Genomic DNA, 17009 nt, shown 5'->3' with positions numbered 1-17009 from the left:
TTAAATTGTGTGTGAAGAGAGATAAATTAACCATGCTGTGCTAATACCATAATCAATTAGTTGGGACAAAATCACTCATTTTTCAGATATTAGAATATTAGTATATATTCCTAATATTTAATATCTATCAATGTCTAGTAAGAGATTAACTACAGGATATTTTTCATCGATTCCAGATATTTAGGTGAGGTTTTCTGAAATTTATCCTGCCGTTTTGAAAACTGACAATTAATAAGAAGACTAGCATAAATTATCTGTGAAGGATTGTTCGTTTCAGTCATTTTCTGAAAAAAAAATGGTGTCACGTTTGCACAGGCGGCAAAAAGTATCATTAATTACGAATAACTGCTAGAGTGATGATTTCTGGTGACAAGTAGCTACTAGAATTAACCAGTTGATTAAGAGCCAATTCTCTGCTGTCATTGTCGAGAACTTATATGTAATAAATATCTGCATACAAATAGACAAAATCAGTGTTTCTCATGGAAATCTGATATTTGTTCTCGATTGTTTGGGATGAAGTTAATAAAAAGTAAATCAAAAACATAGAGGCTTGATGTCATGCAATATTTTTTTACATATTAAAAATTATCCTACTTGTCCGTTGCTGCCATTTTTGGCGATTTTGGCTGTTAATTTTTCCCAACGGGTGATACCGCGACTGACAACCTGAGGATTATCATCCCCAATAAAACAAATACGTCCCATACGTTCACAAGCTGCGAGAATTTCACCATTACCCATAAAAGGGGCGATCGCGAAATTATTCGGACTAGTATAGAGATTCAGCAGGTAAGTAATAATACTTTCCACCCCAGTCAAATTACTAGGATTAGGTGCTGTTAATTGCTGCCGGGAGAACACCCCTAGGTAAATATCATCCACAATTAATTCATATTGAAATGGCATTTGTTGTTGCCGACAAAATTGATAAATATTGCCCGGTTGACGGAGTACTGCTACCACCTGAGCTTCTTCAATCAGGTAATCATGATGCCAGGTAGAAGAGAGGGTAGCAATGGCTAATGCTGCATTTGATGGTAGTAAATGCCGAAATTCCTGACTGCTAGTATCGCCACAATAAACTAAATGCCTACCTAAAACCCATTCTTCACCAAGGCTAACTCTATTGTCTCGCTGGGGTAATAATCTGACTTCTGAAGGGTGGGAGAGTTGTTTAATATCCGATTTCGTTTGCTTTTGAGCCATAGCACTTTTAAAGGCTAGCATCTGTAACTCTTGCTGCTTCTGGCGTGCTTGGGCAGCTAATTGGGCTTGTTTTTCGGCTTCTAACTCCTTTCCTTGACTTTTGGCGGTTTCAGATGCCATTTCTGCTGCCTCTGCTACAGCACGCTCCTGACTACCTGCCCTGGCGATTTTCAACAGTTCTGTTGTACTTTTGGCGATCGCCGTACCTCTCATTGCCTGTTTTACTTCTGGAGCAATACTTTTAGCAATTTGCTTACCATGCTGGAGAGTGCGCTTGGAGAAACCAACTTCCTTGGCTAATTCCTCGTTGGTTTTTGGTGGTGAAATCATTTCATCCCCTTTGCGGGTGTATTGATTATCTCCTGATTTCGCCCGTAAACCTAGACGCTGCAAAAGTTCTTCCCTTTCTAGCCATAAATCAGCCCTTTCTAGGGGTTCTAACTCATTGCGGATGAGATTCTCGTCAATTTCTGCCAATCGAGCGCGATCGCTGTCTACATAATCCACAATATGACACTCGATTTCCTGAAAACCCAGAAATTTACAAGCTGTCAAACGGTGTAAACCCGCAATCAGTTGGAGGTTTTTGTCAACTGTCACCGGATTCAGTAAACCGTTTGTCTTGATTGACTCCCGCAATTCCACGACTTTATCATCCTTGAGGGGACGACGATTGACACCAATTTTGATGTTATTTATAGGCACTATTGGCATATTTATTACTTGATAAGTTCGTCAGCCAAATACCATCTAGACGATATACCTAATATATTCCATCAGTAGAATCGCTCACTGCTTTTTAGGATTAAATTATGATGAGAATGTCTTATGTCTCCTCGGTAACATCTATCTCAAAAAAAATGTGATTTCGCTAACGATTCTCTGCATATATTTAGAATATTTTCTGAGAGAAAAGTTCCCACAAGCCAAATGTTATTGGCAAACAATTTTTTATAATATTTCTAATTTCCTTGGCAGAAATGTGTAATTTATTCAGATAAAATTAAATGAGATAGCTTGCTACCCTATTACTAGAGTATGTCTTCCAGGCTCACTCTGATTAAAATACTCTTTTTCGCAACAACCCAATTTTCTGAGGTCTTGAAATTTACTTGATAAACAACTTCCCAGACTGTAGCTTAGTTGGCTCATCAATTCTATACACAATTGACTATAATTTGTTTACAGAAAGCTAATTTAGCTATATCACTCCATTCCTGAGAATTAAATCATTTTTTGGTGTTGACAGAATAATAGTTATTTGGCATGATGGGAAGCAAGTTTTGGCATTTCTACCCCTATCGCTTCAATCCTCAGTCAGTGAGTCAATCCTGACATTGAAAATAGTCATAATTTTCTGACAAGCTATTTTCCTAGACTTTTGAGAAATAATTATTATAAACAGTGGTGTCAACTATTTCTAGGAAATCAGCAAAAAAATATTTATCCTGTTCACCAAAATTTTGTTAGTTTAGAAAAAGTGAGGCAGTTCTTCTTAGCAAGAGTAGATGCTGTGACAGTGATAATTTGAGATTTTGAGTTCATCCCTATCTAAAATACAGTAAATAAAGATTTTTGTGCATCTATTGTGACATTTGACTGTATTGATACCAAGAGAATTCAGATAAGAGAGAGAATTTTTCCCAGGAATATGTAACTCCATCCCTGAGTTATCAGCCAAAAAATAGGATGATGCTAAGTGGCAAAATCTTAGGAACTGAGTTTCTCTGGTTGCTAATAGAATTAACCTCTTGTATCAATTGACATGCTCAGATGTCGATATTTCTTTGTAGTTAATTCTCTTGTCTCCCATCATTTGATGACAGATGAGTTGTCCATCATAGTCAGATTCTCGACTATTTAAAAAGTCAGAAATATGACAATCCAGAAAAATTCTACCGATTCAAAAAATGTTTACGACAGATACCCCACCCACCCTATCGGGCACCCTACCCGAAATCGAGGAGGGTACTCTGCGAGAAGCCGCTCCGCGTCTATGGGGAGGAGTTTTGTCCATGTGTCGTATTGTTTTTTCAAATTGGTATTCAATACCTGTGTCGAGATATAGCAGTTGTTTGTCAAAAAATGTCACCTGCTATGAATTCCTAATGCCGTAACCCGTGAACATAGCTGAACAAACCCTAATCCTGGCTGAAAAAAATTGAGCCGAAAGTATGACATCAAACAAGAAAAGTCAGTTTTTTATTAAATCTGTAGGTGGATGGCAGATAATTTTTGCCGCATCTATTGCCACCATCACAGGATTGATATCATTATTGAGCTTATTACATTTGCGCTCAGAGGTAGAAGTATCCTCCACGGTGGTAAAACCGCTACCATCACAGGTGGCAATTACCGCCCTAGGGCGTATTGTACCCCAAGGAGAAGTGACACAACTATCCGCACCTAATTCCATGAGTGGTGTACGTGTAGAGAAGTTGTTAGTCAAGGAAGGGGAAGCAGTCAAACCTGGACAGATGATAGCCTATTTAGAGGGATATAGTCGTTCTCAAGCTGCTTATGAACAAGCATTAGCCAAGGTAGAAATAGCCAAGGCAAAATTAGCTCAGGTGAAAGCAGGAGCAAAAACTGGAGATATTAGCGCTCAAAAAGCGGCGATCGCTCGTCTTCAATCCCAACTGCAAGGGGAAATAGCTGCTCAAAAAGCGACTATTACCAGTCTGCAAGCACAGCTAAATAATGCCAAAACAGAAAATAACCGCTATCAACAACTATATAAAGAGGGAGCCATATCTGCCTCCATTTCAGCAAATAAAGCTTTACAGGAAACTACCATCCAACAGCAACTGCAACAAGCAACCGCAACCCTAAATCAAACCGTCAAAACCTTACAGGAACAACAACAAGAAGCTCAAGCAAAACTCAAGAGTCTGAGCGAAATTCGTCCTGTAGATGTGCAACTAGCACAAGCAGAACTCGAGAGCGCGAAAACTGCTGTCAAACAAGCAAAAGCTGATCACGAACTCACCTACGTCAAATCTCCCGTAGCGGGAAAAATCCTCAAAACCCATGCCAAATCTGGCGAAACCGTTGCCACTACAGGAATTGTGGAAATCGGTAAAATGTCTACTATGTACGCGATCGCCGAAGTTTACCAAACAGATATTCAAAAAGTCCGCACCGGGCAAAAAGCTGTCATTTCTAGCACTGCATTCCCCCAGAAACTACAAGGAACAGTTACAAACATCGGTTTACTTGTAGATAGACAAAATATTCTCAGTATTAACCCTGGTGCAGATACCGATCGCCGCGTCATCCAAGTAAAAATCCGCATCGACAAACCAGAAGACAGCAAAATAGTAGCTGGTTTCACAAATTTGCAAGTAGATATTGCCATCCAAATCGTACCTAATACCGCAAAAAAATAACTCATCTCATCTTCTTTTGGGTAGTGATGAGACGACTTCTATCTATCGGGAATAGGTTATGAAGCAGAATTAGCAACAATATGGACAAAATAGTCAGGATTCAAGTCCAAATCACTTGAAAAATTTAATTTTTTCCGTGCAATTATCTTGCTTGTATAACCAAGAGATTGCACTACTCATTTACCTGACACCCTAATACTCACTACTCGTCACTCACTACTCGTCACTCACCACTCATTACTCACCACTCATTCCCCATTCCCCATGGTTTTAAAAAATTCTTTGGCATGGTTACAACTTGTCAGAAATAAAATTCGTTCCCTGGTTGCCGTTGCAGGTATTGGCTTTATCGTAATTTTGATGTTCATGCAACTAGGATTTCAAGATGCACTTTATTCTAGTGCAACCCAAGTCCATCGTAACCTGAGCGGTGATTTATTCCTTGTCAGTTCCCAATATAAATCCTTAACCGCAATTCAAAGCTTTTTTAGAAACCGCTTATATCAAACACTCGGTTTTGATGGTGTGGCATCAGTTAGTCCTATGTATCTGGGATTTGCCAAATTCAAAAATCCTGAGAATGGGGAGAAATACTCGATTTATGTTATTGGTTTTGAACCTGGCAGACCTGTAATGAATATGTCAGAAGTCGAGACAAATATTGATAGAATTAAAGTACCAGATGTAGTTCTATTTGACCGTAATTCGCGTCCAGAATTTGGTAAAGTTGCTCAGAGATTTACGACAGAAAAAACAGAACAAACCCTCGAAATTTTCCCCTTTGACTCCATTAAAGGATATAGCGTCAGAGTCGGTGGATTATTTAGCCTTGGTCCCTCCTTTGGAGTTGATGGCAACTTGATGGTAAGTGATAGTACTTTCATGAGAATCTTCCCTAATAGCCGTCCATCGGAATTAATTGATGTGGGAGTAATTTCTCTCAAACCAGGAGCAAATCCCCAAAAAGTACAACAAGAATTACAGGCAAATTTACCTAATGATATTAAAGTTTTTACCCATCAAGGTTTTATTGATTTCGAGAAAGAATACTGGGCAACAAGAACACCTATTGGGTTTATTCTTAATTTAATGTTAACAATGGCTTCTGTCGTTGGTGTAGTCATAGTTTATCAAATTCTCTACAGCAATATCTGCACTCAGATAGTAGCTTATGCCACATTAAAAGCTATTGGCTACGAAAATAATTATTTATTATTAGTCGTCTTTCAACAGGCATTTATTTTATCAGTGTGCGGCTATATTCCCAGCTTTGTCTTTTCCTTATTTCTCTATGACTTTGCAATGGAAGCCACAAAGCTACCGATAATCATGACGACCAATAACGCTATCATTGTTTTAATCTCTGCAATTTCTATGTGTATGACTTCCGGAGCTTTAGCAATTAATAAGTTGCGCTCTACAGACCCAGCAGACATATTTTAAGAGCTAAATTGCTTCAGTCATAAATATGCTCAATGTCGAGTTTCTCCAAGGCAATTACCTGGAATAAAATTAATCTTTACCTAGAAACTCGCTTTTTCAGAGACAAATAAGCATCGAACTATTCTCTAAATTGCATCTATCAATATCCCTTCATCACACACAAAACATCCCATGGAACTGAAAAATAAAACTATCCTTGTCACTGGTATTGGTAGCTTTTTTGGTCTGCGTTTCACAGAATTAGCCATCAACCAAGGAATGAAAGTTTGTGGATTAGAAAATTCTCAAGAAGCAGCTAAAAAAGCTCAAAATTTGGGCGCTAAGGTAACGACTGGTAGTGTGACAGATAGTAAAATATGTGATAAAATTTGTCAAGGAGTAGACATAGTTTTACATACAGAAGAAATTGCCAAAGAAGGAGGTTCCTTAGAGCAGTTTCAAGAAGTAAATGTCAAAGGTGCGGTAAATATTGCAAAAGCAGCAAAACAAGCAGGTGTAAAAACCTTTGTACATATTTCCAATGCCTTAGTTTACGGTTTTAACTACCCTAATCACATCACAGAGTCAGGGGAACTTGTCAGTGAAGGGAATCCTTACTGTCAAACAAAAATTGAAGCAGAAAAAGCACTTTTAGTTTTAAATTCTCCACCAGATTTTGGTATGATAGTACTTAGACCTGGTGATGTCTATGGTCCTGGTTGTATTCCTTGGATAGTTAGACCAGTACTATTTATGCGACAAAAATTGTTTGCGATCGCCAATGATGGGAAGGGTGTAATGAACCACCTATATCTAGACAATCTGGCAGATGCAATATTTTTGGCTATCGAAAAAGAATGTTATGGTGAAATTTTCAATCTAACAGATGGTGAAGAAACATCTTGGAAAGAATATTTTCGTCAATTAGCAGAAATTGCCGCTTTACCCGTTCCTTTTTCCTTACCCAAGGATGAGCTAAAAATGTTTTTGAAACTGCGTTACCAAGGTCAAAAACTTTTTCGGAAACAAGCAGATATTTTACCAGAAGCTGTGGACTTTATGACTCGTCCCCATGCCTACTCTATTGAAAAAGCCAAAACTCTCTTAAACTATCAACCGAAGATAAACCTTCAGGAAGGAATGCGAATTACCCAAGAATGGTTACAGAAGACAGATATTAAAAAATTGATGTAATGGGTAATCAAGAAAATATGATGACACAACAAATTACTCAATTGATAGTCATCAACTACCTATAGCTAAGTAGGTATAATTAAATATAAAACCTCACATCCATCTCCTTGAACAACTCCGGAGAGAGAGGTATCATCTGGTATTTAATTATATCTACCTAGTGACCAAGAAAGATAAAAATGGGTACTTTCTCTTAAGCTTTTTCTTTCACATATTTTCAATTCAGTTTATCTTGCGTGTAACGCTATCAGCAATTAGAGGTTGTTTGAAAAAGCTCTTGCCATATTGTAAATGCTTCTATGATTTTCCCTAGAGTATTTGATAGCTATGAGCAAATCTCAGTTCTATACTACAACTTTTGCGTTACCGACCAGTCTTTATCAACTGTATTTGATACAGAATTATCCAGGAAACTAAATAACAAATTAAATCTTGATTTTTCTTTCACTCATACACTATGGATACTTATGAGTATATGGTGAGACTCTCAACATTTAGTTTTTTTATCCTCTCCTCCATTGCTAGTTTAAGTCTAGCAAGTATTGTTAAGTCAGAACCAACAGCAAATCTCACGGTTCTCGTTAAGAATATTAAGCATCAAACTGGACAAATCTGTTTACGAATATATTCCGGTGAACAGGGTTTTCCTTCCGGGAATAAAAGTGAAGTTCAAAGTGGTTGTACTAAAATCAGTGGCAGTTCTGTCAGCAAAAAATTTACTGGACTAAAACCAGGACATTATGCAGTTGCTGTTATTGATGATCAAAATGGAGATTTCAAGCTGAATCGAGATATTTTTGGGATTCCCCAAGAAGGTTTTGGTCTTTCCAAAAATCCCAAAGTTTCTATCCAAACAGGAACACCAGCATTTAAAGATGCGAGTTTCTATCTCGACCAAAATATGACTGTGACAATTATCATGAAATATCGTCTCGATTCCTAATTAACTTCCTCAGTCTCCCCTTACAAAGGGGAGGTTGCGGGTGGGGATTATTTTGATAATTTCTCAATTAACTCCGTAAAATTTGTGACCAATTTTCTTAGTCATGCAATTATAAAAATTCTCCTATCATGGCTGAGTTAGCATTATTTTTATCGAGGTTATTACTCATTTGGTTAGTGATTCAAGTCTTATTAGTAGGGTATGTATTATTCTATTTATCCGCCTATAGACCCAATTACTTACCAAATGATAAGTTACCAAAAACGGCATTAATTGTATGTTTACGGGGTGCTGATAGCTTACTATTCAATTGCTTACGTTCACTGCTTTTACAAAATTATCCTAACTATGATGTAAAGCTAGTAATTGATAGTATAGATGACCCTGCCTGGAAAATAGCTGAAGAGGCGATACAAATTCGTGCAGCCTGTCCAAAGGATTCAGCATCCAGCCAAAGAAATATCAATAATTTTGGGGCAGATAATGTGCAAATTACTCCCCTCACAATTCGCCGCTATAACTGTAGTTTAAAATGCAGTTCTTTAGTACAAGCTGTATCAGAATTAGACGAATCCTATGAGGTTGTTGCCCTAGTCGATTCCCAGGCGATCGCCCATCCTAACTGGTTACGGACATTAGTCACCCCGTTAATGGATCCGCAAATTGGTGCAACAACTGGTAATCGATGGTACGTCCCCACAGGTAACAATTGGGGAACATTAGTACGTTATCTGTGGAATATCTGTGCAATGTCACAGATGTGTCTCTATCAGATTCCTTGGAGTGGCAGTTTAGCCCTGAAAACAGAAGTCATTTATCAGACCGAACTACTAGAAAAATGGGCAAGAGCCTATCGTGAAGATACCATGATTCCTGGGGTGCTTGCTCAATACGGACTGCGAGTAAAATTTGTTCCTTCTGGGTTGATTCTCAATCAGCAAGAGTGTGATTTACCAGGGTTATTCCACTGGATGCAGCGTCAACTATTAGCTTGCCGACTTTACCATCCTCGATGGTGGTTAGTAGTTACAAATGCTGTTGTGAGTATCTTTCTCCCCTACTTACTCCTAATCACATCATTAATTGCCTATTTCACCCACCAACCCCCAGTCACCATTGCTGGTTTGAGTACTATTGCTACCTATCTCGGTGGATTGATTATGTTAGCGATCGCCATTGAGCAAGCTGTGTGTAAATACTCACTCCACACTCACACAAAAATCATCTCACCTGCCATTATTCTCAAACTTCTCATCGGTATTCCCCTGACTCAATGGGTTTACACCACTGCCATCCTCACCTCTATAAGAATGAGCAAAGTTACATGGCGCGGTATAACCTATCACATCAAAAGTCCCTGGAATATTCGCCTGCAAGCATATCATCCCTATCGGTCATAAATAACTGGCAGTTAACAGAAAAATTTCCTTCCCCTTCCCAAACTTCCCAAAATATATGCAAAAACAACCTCTCCGTATTGCCTTAATCACCGGACTCTACGCACCTTTTCTCACAGGAGTTTCCGTTGCTGTCCATCAACGAGTACGTTGGTTCTTGCAACAAGGACATGAAGTTTTTCTGATTCATCCAGAATTCGATGAGCAATATCCCCAAGAAGTGGGTCGTCGTCCCATGGCAGGATTAGAAGAACTCCAAACTTACCCGAAATTCTCCTCCCAGACTTTCCCCACACGACCACTAATTTTTTATAAATCTCTACCCCAACCATTGAGCGATCGCCACTGGAGCGACACCAAACTTTTAGAAGGCTACAAACCGGACATCATCATCGTCGAAGAAGCTCCCCAAATGCGGGGATTTTACTCCATGTTCATCCAAGGTTACGGTCGTCCTGTTGGTTCCGAATACGCTCGACGTACAGGCACACCCATCATATCCTTGTTCCATACAGATATCATTGCCTACATTCAATACTACTTAGGCAATCAATTCTTCAGTTTTATCCGTCCCATGCTCCCTGTTTTCATTAAACAATTCAGCGAAGCATACGACTACAATTACTTTTCTTCTAGAGAACAACTAGAAAAATATCGCCATCTCAAATCCCAACGCAGTGAATACCTACCCTACCAAGGAATAGACTGTCAAAAATTCCACCCTGCAAATATTTCCCATAACCCCATTCCCCAGGACAAACGTCCCACCATGCTCTTTGTTGGACGCATTGCTCCAGAAAAAAATGTCACCCAACTCCTAGATATCTACCCCCTAGTTGCCCAGAAAATCCCCGATGTACATCTAGTCATCGTTGGTGGAGGACCCCAACAGGCAGAAATTCGTCAACGTGCTGCCAAATATGGCAAAGGAGTCACCGTTTGGGGAGAATCCTATGGTACAGAATTACTCGGATGGTTCGCGAGAGCAGATGTATTCGTCAACCCCTCCATTACCGAGAATTTTTGCACTACCAGCAACGAAGCCCTAGCCTCAGGAACCCCCGTAGTCTCTGCCCTTGCCCCCTCCACAGCCGAGCAGGTATCCCCCGGTCACAACGGCTTTTTAGCCCAACCCAACGACCCCGAAGACTTCGCAGCAAAAATTATCACCATCCTGGGGAACCCTGAACTTAAACAAGAAATGTCCCACCAAGCACGTCTGTCCATTCTCGAATTTGATTGGTCAGCCTGTATGGAAAAATTTGAGCAGAGACTCTACGAAATTCTTGCCACATCACCCAAAACCCCAGCAAATATAGCCTAGCTCCCAAATTTCCCACTTTGAGGATTCGGTTTTATCCATGCACGAAATCCGAATCCTTGTTTTTATGTTCCCCTATTGTTTGTTTTTCCTTGATTAAGGGCAATATAGATTTATCTTCGATATATTAAGCGCAATTTTATCGATATTATGCGATATACAGTTTCAGGAAGAAGAGCTTTCGAGTCCCACGAAGGATTGACAACACAGCAATCTAAAACTCAATCCATGACGAAAAATTACCGAAATGTCATGGAAGAATTGATCATAGAAGAAGTAGAGACACAAGTCCAAAGATTATCGCCCAAAATCAGTAAAAATATTAAAGTATGTGAAGTCGTCGCTTTTGCCTTAAATCGTTTACCCCCGTTGTATGCTACCAGTAAACGCGGATGGCAAAGACAAATGGAGCGAGGCAAAGCAGAACTACAAGAGAGAATCACCATCACTGTACGTCAAGGTATCACTGCTGTCGTGAAAGACCCCCTTGCTAGTGGTATTCCTCTGAATTTTGAAGAGGAAAATGCTGCACTCATGGCAATGGATAAACTCCGAAATTTACTACAACAGGAAAATTTGTCCTGGGATAATTTAGCAGAATCAGTTGAAGAAACGTTGCTTGAGACTGCTCGCGGTCATATTACTTGGCGCAGAGGAGGGGATGAAGATAGTTTTGATTGGGAGAGTTATCCACAGCATCAAATGTAATATAGATATTGCCACTTCAAGATGTTAATTCTAGACCTTTGATAAAGTGAATATAAAGTTAATGTCCTAGGTATAAAACCAATTTATCAGCAAGCAAAGAGTCTTTTAATTTTTACCCAAGTCTATAAAGCCAGGTCTACAACTTTAAATTTTACTTTATCAATATCCTTTGAATTTGAGAGACAATTTATTGTGGAATAGATAAGAAATAATCTCATAATAATTTGCTTCTTTATACTGTCATGGCGATGGTCGGTAAGTAATCTCATAATCCTGCAAATACTACGACATAAAGCCACTTGATATCAAATAGCCATCATCTATATTTTCCAAGCTAATTATTTAATTCTTGCCAATAAATGCTCTCCAACTCGCAATGCATTTGCCATGATAGTTAAGGATGGATTTAAGGCAGTACTTGATGGGAAAAAACTTCCATCTACCACATATAAATTATCCACGTCATGGGTACGACAATTAATATCTAGAACTGAAGTTTTAGAGTCATCACCAAATCGACAAGTTCCACACTGGTGACTGACCTCTTTTAATGTCATTTTTTCCACTAAGAAGGAAGAAATATGACCTTGATTATATTGGGGCGCAGTTTTTTTTAAAACTTCTAACCATCGATGCAGTAATCGATTAGATGCTTGGCGATTATTTTCTTTGTAATGCAAATATATTTTGTCACCTTTTAATGCAACTCGATTATACAAATCCGGTAAATCTTCTGTAATTAATAGCCAAGCAACGGAATGATTAGCTATGTATTCATTGATAAAGTCTGGTGTCAAAGGTGGTGCATTAGCTGCAATTCTATCTTTGGGGAGATTTCCTAGTAGCTGAATATTGCCCATGGGATAGGGAAAATCTGGTTCACCCCAATAGAAATCATTAATCCCTAAGGTTTTTTGAAAAATAGTTGGATTTCGTTTAGTGGAAAGTGTGACAACAACATTATATTTATGTGTCATGTAATTACATCCTACTAATTGAGAGCTATTAGCTAATCCGTAGGGATGATGATCATTGGCTGATTTCAGCAGGAGTACCGCAGAATTAATTGCTCCACAAGCAACAACAAAAATATCGGCTGTAAATATTTGAGATTTTCCGTCGATTTCTGCCACTAATCCTGTAACTTCTTTGCCGGAAGGACTCGTGTGTAATCTTAATACTTTTGCTTCAGTAATTAAATGAATATTTTCAAACTGAATTGCTGGACGAATTCCATTAATATCAGCATCAGCTTTACCATGGATAAAGCAAGGAAAACCATCACAAGTATTACAGCGAATACAATAACTATGGATACTTTTTTCCTGTAATTTAATCCCCATGGGTAAATGAAAGGGGTGCAAACCTTTATTAATTAAAGCATCATTGATACCTTGAATATAAGGTTCATGACTAATAGCAGGGAAAGGGTATTTTGCCTCTCTAGGTGGCTCTGTAGGGTCTAAACCGTGGTTTCCGTGGACTTCATAGAGTTTTTCTGCTTCGTCATAATAGGGTGCAAAATCACGATATTTTAATAGCCATTCTGGAGAGATACCATCTTGATGGGTAACTTGTTCAAAGTCTTGCTCACGAAATCTAAATAATGCCCCACCATAAAACTTAGTATTTCCACCAACGAAATAATGCGTGACAGGGTGAAATGGTTTACCATTTTTATCATACCAAGTTTCTTGGGGGCGATAGCATCCTTTTTGAAAGACTTGTCTGCCATCCCAGTTAGCTTTTTCTTGAGGGAGAAATTTTCCTCTTTCTAATATGAGAATTTTCTTACCACTGGATGCTAATTTATGCGCTAAAGTGCCACCACCTGCACCAGTACCGATGATGATGACATCATAATGATTATTTGCCATCGGGATATTTTTGATTATGCGATAGGGATATTGAGAAAGCAATAATATTATGTTTTAGAGATACAGAAAAGGTAAGTGAGATATCTCGATAAAATATCGTTTACCAAGCGAAAGAGAGGAAATATGAGACAATATCTGTATCATTTTTGCCTCATTTTATATCAATTGATTTGAAAAAGTATGGAATCCGGTATGTAGAGTTAGCCTCTGCTTTCCATAAAGACCTTGAGATTACTTTCTGACTTCATAATGGGGTATGAGAATTTCTACAACTCCGGATTTCATCATGGGAGAGGTTTAATCAAGTTTGAAAATTTGCTTGCAGAGGTTATTTTTCTTCTGCTTCCATTTGTTTCTGAGCGCAAATACGATTTAGTTTAGTTAAACCAATCCATTGGTAAATTTTGTCCCCGAATTCAGGGAAAAGCTGGATATTTGAGAAAAGTAGTCGAGTTAGGATACCATCGAGGAGTACTTCTGCTTGGTTGTTTTTGATGGCTTTAATGACTGCGATCGCCACCTGCTCCGGAGGAGAAACCCTTGCTAATTTTGGCGCAGGCAACCCAAAGGCAATAAACATCCCAGCTTGGGTATAACCTGGACAAATTACAGAAATACCGACATTACTATCCGGTAATTCCTGACGTACCGAGTCAGTCCACATAATTAAACCAGCTTTACTAGCAGCATAAATACTGTTGTAGGGGGCACCTTTTTTCCCAGAACCGGAGGAAATATTGACAATATGACCACTATTTCTAGCTACCATACTGGGCAAAATTAACCGTGCTAGTTCCATTCCTGCGAGTAAATTAGTTCCCAGAATGCCCTGAATATCACTAAGAGTATAATTCTGGAAGGGGCGATATTTCTCAATTGCTGCATTATTAATTAGAATATCTATTTGACCTACAGATTTGCAGACTTTTTCGACTAATTGAGATAATGTTTCTAACTGACTAATATCAAACTGAATCGCAATACCTTGACCTCCCAAGGATTTGATTTCCTCGCAAAGTTGATTTAGCTTATCTTGAGAGCGCCCAACACAAATAATAGTAGCTTTTTCCGTTGCTAATTGTCGAGCTATGTGTTGACCGATACCACCTGAAGCGCCTGTTAATAGTACAGTTTTACCTGCAATTATTTTCATTATTAATTCTGCTTACTCAGAAGGAATTGATTAAAAGGTCGATAATGGGAAGTTGTTTTCAGATAATAGGTCTGTGACTATTTTTTTTCAATATTGTTAACAATACGAATTATAAAAAAACTTAAGAAGTGACAACCAATACCAAAATCTCGGTAAAAGATAATTGAGATATTGCAGGAGACAGAGATTAAATCCTACGAGTGTCTATGTGATGGTTATGAAATCTGTTCATCTACTGAGTATAATCAAGCGTCAGTTTACCAAGATTTCTCCATCATGTCCGCCAAGGGTTGTAAACCGTTGTTTAGTTGTCGAATAGCGAAATTCCTCTTTCAGATAGCTAAATTTGAATCCTGAATAATCTAGATATTCTCGGTACGTAGTACTAGCAATTTCTATAAAAGTTAAAATAATAAGGCTTCTGAGTTACTTCTGTGGTAACTCCCTTATCTAGATGGGGTCTATAATTATGCGTCTTCCTGATGAACCAGATATTCCAGCACAAATTAATATTGTCCCAATGATTGATGTGATTTTTGCAATTTTGACATTCTTCATCATGTCAACGTTGTTTCTGACTCGCTCTGAGGGATTACCTGTGAATTTGCCGAAAGCAGCAACAGCACAGCAACAACCGGATGCTTTTTCAATCACTGTCACCATTGACCAGTTAGGTACTATTAGTTTAAATCGTAAACCTGTAACAATTAATAAGTTAGTCGGACAAGTCAAGCAACTTATCGGTGACAATCAGGAACGTTTGGTGATCATTAATGCTGATGAGCAAGTCAATCACGGTAAAGTTGTTGCAGTCATGGATAAGTTACGTCAGGTTCCAGGAGCTAAATTAGCTATCGCCACAACGGATGATGCTTCTGCAAACACTACCGAACAACGGTGACACCCAGGGTATTTGTATCTTCTCCTGGGTAATTATTGGTGATTGCCAAGGCTGTATTAGAAAATAGAAGCAGATTAAATATTCTATTCACAATTACCAAGGGGATACTGCATGACTATTTGGGTAAACGAACAGATTGATCCATCTGGGATGATTTTTGCTTGTATTGCTTGCTGCGATGAATCTCAAGCTAAAGACTGTCATGACTCCTACCAGCAAAATTTGACTGATAAGCAAAAAGCTGAGGGTTGGATTGCCCGTTTGCGTACTGTCGATTCCTGGGAAGAGGTTCCTGTTAATGCTTTGAAATTAAGTTAGTACCCTCAGACAGAATTGAGATTGATAAATAAATAAGACAATTCAGGGTAAATGATTATTTGCCCTGCTTCAATCCTCTTCGCTTCCGGGCGAGGTAGCTAAACTGTCAACTATCAACTGAATGAAGACGCTACTTTCCCTTGCTTCCCTATTTCCCAGACAGGATATAAGTTTTTTTTCTCCAGTCTTATAACGAACTAAAAATATTTGAGATAGGGATGTTGCCTGCTCCTAAGGAGATTTTGATTAAGGAAAGTTAACAATAAGATTAAATTTTTATAAATATTTTCTAAATTGGCAGAAAAAACTATATTTCTGATAAGAGTTAGATGTTAATTCGTCATAATTAAGGGTTATCATCTTACCAAGGATAAAATCCAGAAACTTGAAATAATAGTATAAGAAAAGTGAGCCATCCCACAGTTTACAGTTATGAACAAGGCTATCCGATTAATTTGGTTGGCGCTAACGGACAAGCTGTTCAAATTTCCATTCACCATCCTAGCCAGTATATTCGAGCCAACCGCGATCGCCTTTTTCCAGATTGGCAAAGTCAAGCTAATTTTTGGGTCGTGATTGTTTTGCAACAGTCGCGCCATTCCATGATGGATATCACACCAGAAGTGGAAGCAGAAAAACAGCAACTGCGAGAAAATTTCATGCGTTTTGGTTTAGATGTGGCATTTAATCTGCGCGATCGCGGTTATATTACTGACTTGCTTGACCCCCGAACTGGTTATCCTTTACTTTCTCGTCCCGGACGAATTCCCCATGATGATGCAGCTGCGGTGAAAGCTTTACTCGGTTATCCGGCAATTCAAAATAGATGTCGGGTTCTGGTACATCCTCAGTGGGGAACTGCAATTTATCCGAGTGCGATGATTTCCATTGCCCCACCATTTATGATCGAATGGGTGACAAAAAGTATCGGTTCCCTCCATGGTTGGAATTAAGACATTGCTGAACAAGGGGATGATTTCACTAAATTTTCAAAGATTTTTCAACGGTTTCAAACGCTAATTCATCCCGAACTTATGCGACGCTGGAATTAGATTTTGAATTTTGAATTGGTAAGTAGTCGTCATGAACTGCGTACACCAGGACAGATGAAAATAGGCATTGGGCATTAATTATTTCTCCCTTTCCCCCTTTTCCCCCTTGTCCCCCTTTTCCCCAG

Annotated in this window: 13 protein-coding genes; 10 read left to right on the top strand and 3 right to left on the bottom strand. The window is 38.7% G+C overall.

The window, feature by feature from the left end; all coding sequences use genetic code 11:
* Positions 1–588 precede the first annotated feature (588 nt).
* Positions 589–1923 (bottom strand): ParB N-terminal domain-containing protein, encoded by a 1335-nt coding sequence (locus IJ00_RS18975; RefSeq protein ID WP_035155544.1) that lies wholly within the window; start codon positions 1921–1923, stop codon positions 589–591.
* A gap of 1460 nt (positions 1924–3383) precedes the next feature.
* Between IJ00_RS18975 and IJ00_RS18970 the strand changes: the two genes are divergently transcribed.
* The 7 genes from IJ00_RS18970 (at position 3384) to IJ00_RS18940 (ending at position 11583) form a co-directional block, all read left to right on the top strand.
* Positions 3384–4598, top strand: coding sequence for an ABC exporter membrane fusion protein (locus tag IJ00_RS18970; RefSeq protein ID WP_035155543.1), 1215 nt, complete (start codon positions 3384–3386; stop codon positions 4596–4598).
* Between the two features lie 264 nt (positions 4599–4862).
* Complete coding sequence (devC, locus tag IJ00_RS18965; protein WP_035155542.1) at positions 4863–6041, top strand: ABC transporter permease DevC; 1179 nt, start codon at positions 4863–4865, stop codon at positions 6039–6041.
* 171 nt (positions 6042–6212) lie between these two features.
* Positions 6213–7214 (top strand): NAD(P)-dependent oxidoreductase, encoded by a 1002-nt coding sequence (locus IJ00_RS18960; protein ID WP_035155541.1) that lies wholly within the window; start codon positions 6213–6215, stop codon positions 7212–7214.
* Positions 7215–7671: 457 nt separating this feature from the next.
* Positions 7672–8157: a DUF2141 domain-containing protein gene (locus tag IJ00_RS18955; protein WP_238178365.1), complete on the top strand. Its 486-nt coding sequence runs from the start codon at positions 7672–7674 to the stop codon at positions 8155–8157.
* 128 nt (positions 8158–8285) lie between these two features.
* On the top strand, positions 8286–9557 hold the full coding sequence (locus tag IJ00_RS18950; protein WP_035155536.1) for a glycosyltransferase family 2 protein: 1272 nt from the start codon (positions 8286–8288) through the stop codon (positions 9555–9557).
* 55 nt (positions 9558–9612) lie between these two features.
* Positions 9613–10878, top strand: a complete 1266-nt coding sequence (locus IJ00_RS18945; RefSeq protein ID WP_035155534.1) for a glycosyltransferase — start codon at positions 9613–9615, stop codon at positions 10876–10878.
* A gap of 147 nt (positions 10879–11025) precedes the next feature.
* A complete protein-coding gene (locus IJ00_RS18940; RefSeq protein WP_238178364.1) occupies positions 11026–11583 on the top strand; it encodes a late competence development ComFB family protein in 558 nt (185 codons plus the stop codon).
* A 338-nt stretch (positions 11584–11921) separates the two neighbouring features.
* On the opposite strand, the gene IJ00_RS18935 is transcribed toward IJ00_RS18940, so the two are convergent.
* A complete protein-coding gene (locus IJ00_RS18935; RefSeq protein ID WP_035155529.1) occupies positions 11922–13460 on the bottom strand; it encodes a GMC oxidoreductase in 1539 nt (512 codons plus the stop codon).
* Between the two features lie 328 nt (positions 13461–13788).
* Positions 13789–14613 (bottom strand): SDR family oxidoreductase, encoded by an 825-nt coding sequence (locus IJ00_RS18930; RefSeq protein ID WP_035155527.1) that lies wholly within the window; start codon positions 14611–14613, stop codon positions 13789–13791.
* Between the two features lie 469 nt (positions 14614–15082).
* Between IJ00_RS18930 and IJ00_RS18925 the strand changes: the two genes are divergently transcribed.
* From IJ00_RS18925 to IJ00_RS18915, 3 genes are all read left to right on the top strand, one after another.
* The gene (locus tag IJ00_RS18925) at positions 15083–15514 is read left to right on the top strand and encodes a biopolymer transporter ExbD (RefSeq protein WP_046814864.1); all 432 of its coding nucleotides are present in this window, start codon (positions 15083–15085) and stop codon (positions 15512–15514) included.
* A gap of 111 nt (positions 15515–15625) precedes the next feature.
* Entirely contained in the window at positions 15626–15832 is a 207-nt protein-coding gene (locus tag IJ00_RS18920; protein WP_035155523.1) for a hypothetical protein, read from the top strand.
* A 407-nt stretch (positions 15833–16239) separates the two neighbouring features.
* A complete protein-coding gene (locus IJ00_RS18915; RefSeq protein ID WP_035155520.1) occupies positions 16240–16785 on the top strand; it encodes a methylmalonic aciduria and homocystinuria type D protein in 546 nt (181 codons plus the stop codon).
* Positions 16786–17009: the final 224 nt, after the last annotated feature.

Source organism: Calothrix sp. 336/3, assembly GCF_000734895.2.
GTDB lineage: Bacteria > Cyanobacteriota > Cyanobacteriia > Cyanobacteriales > Nostocaceae > 336-3.
This window is presented reverse-complemented; position numbering and strand designations above follow the sequence as displayed.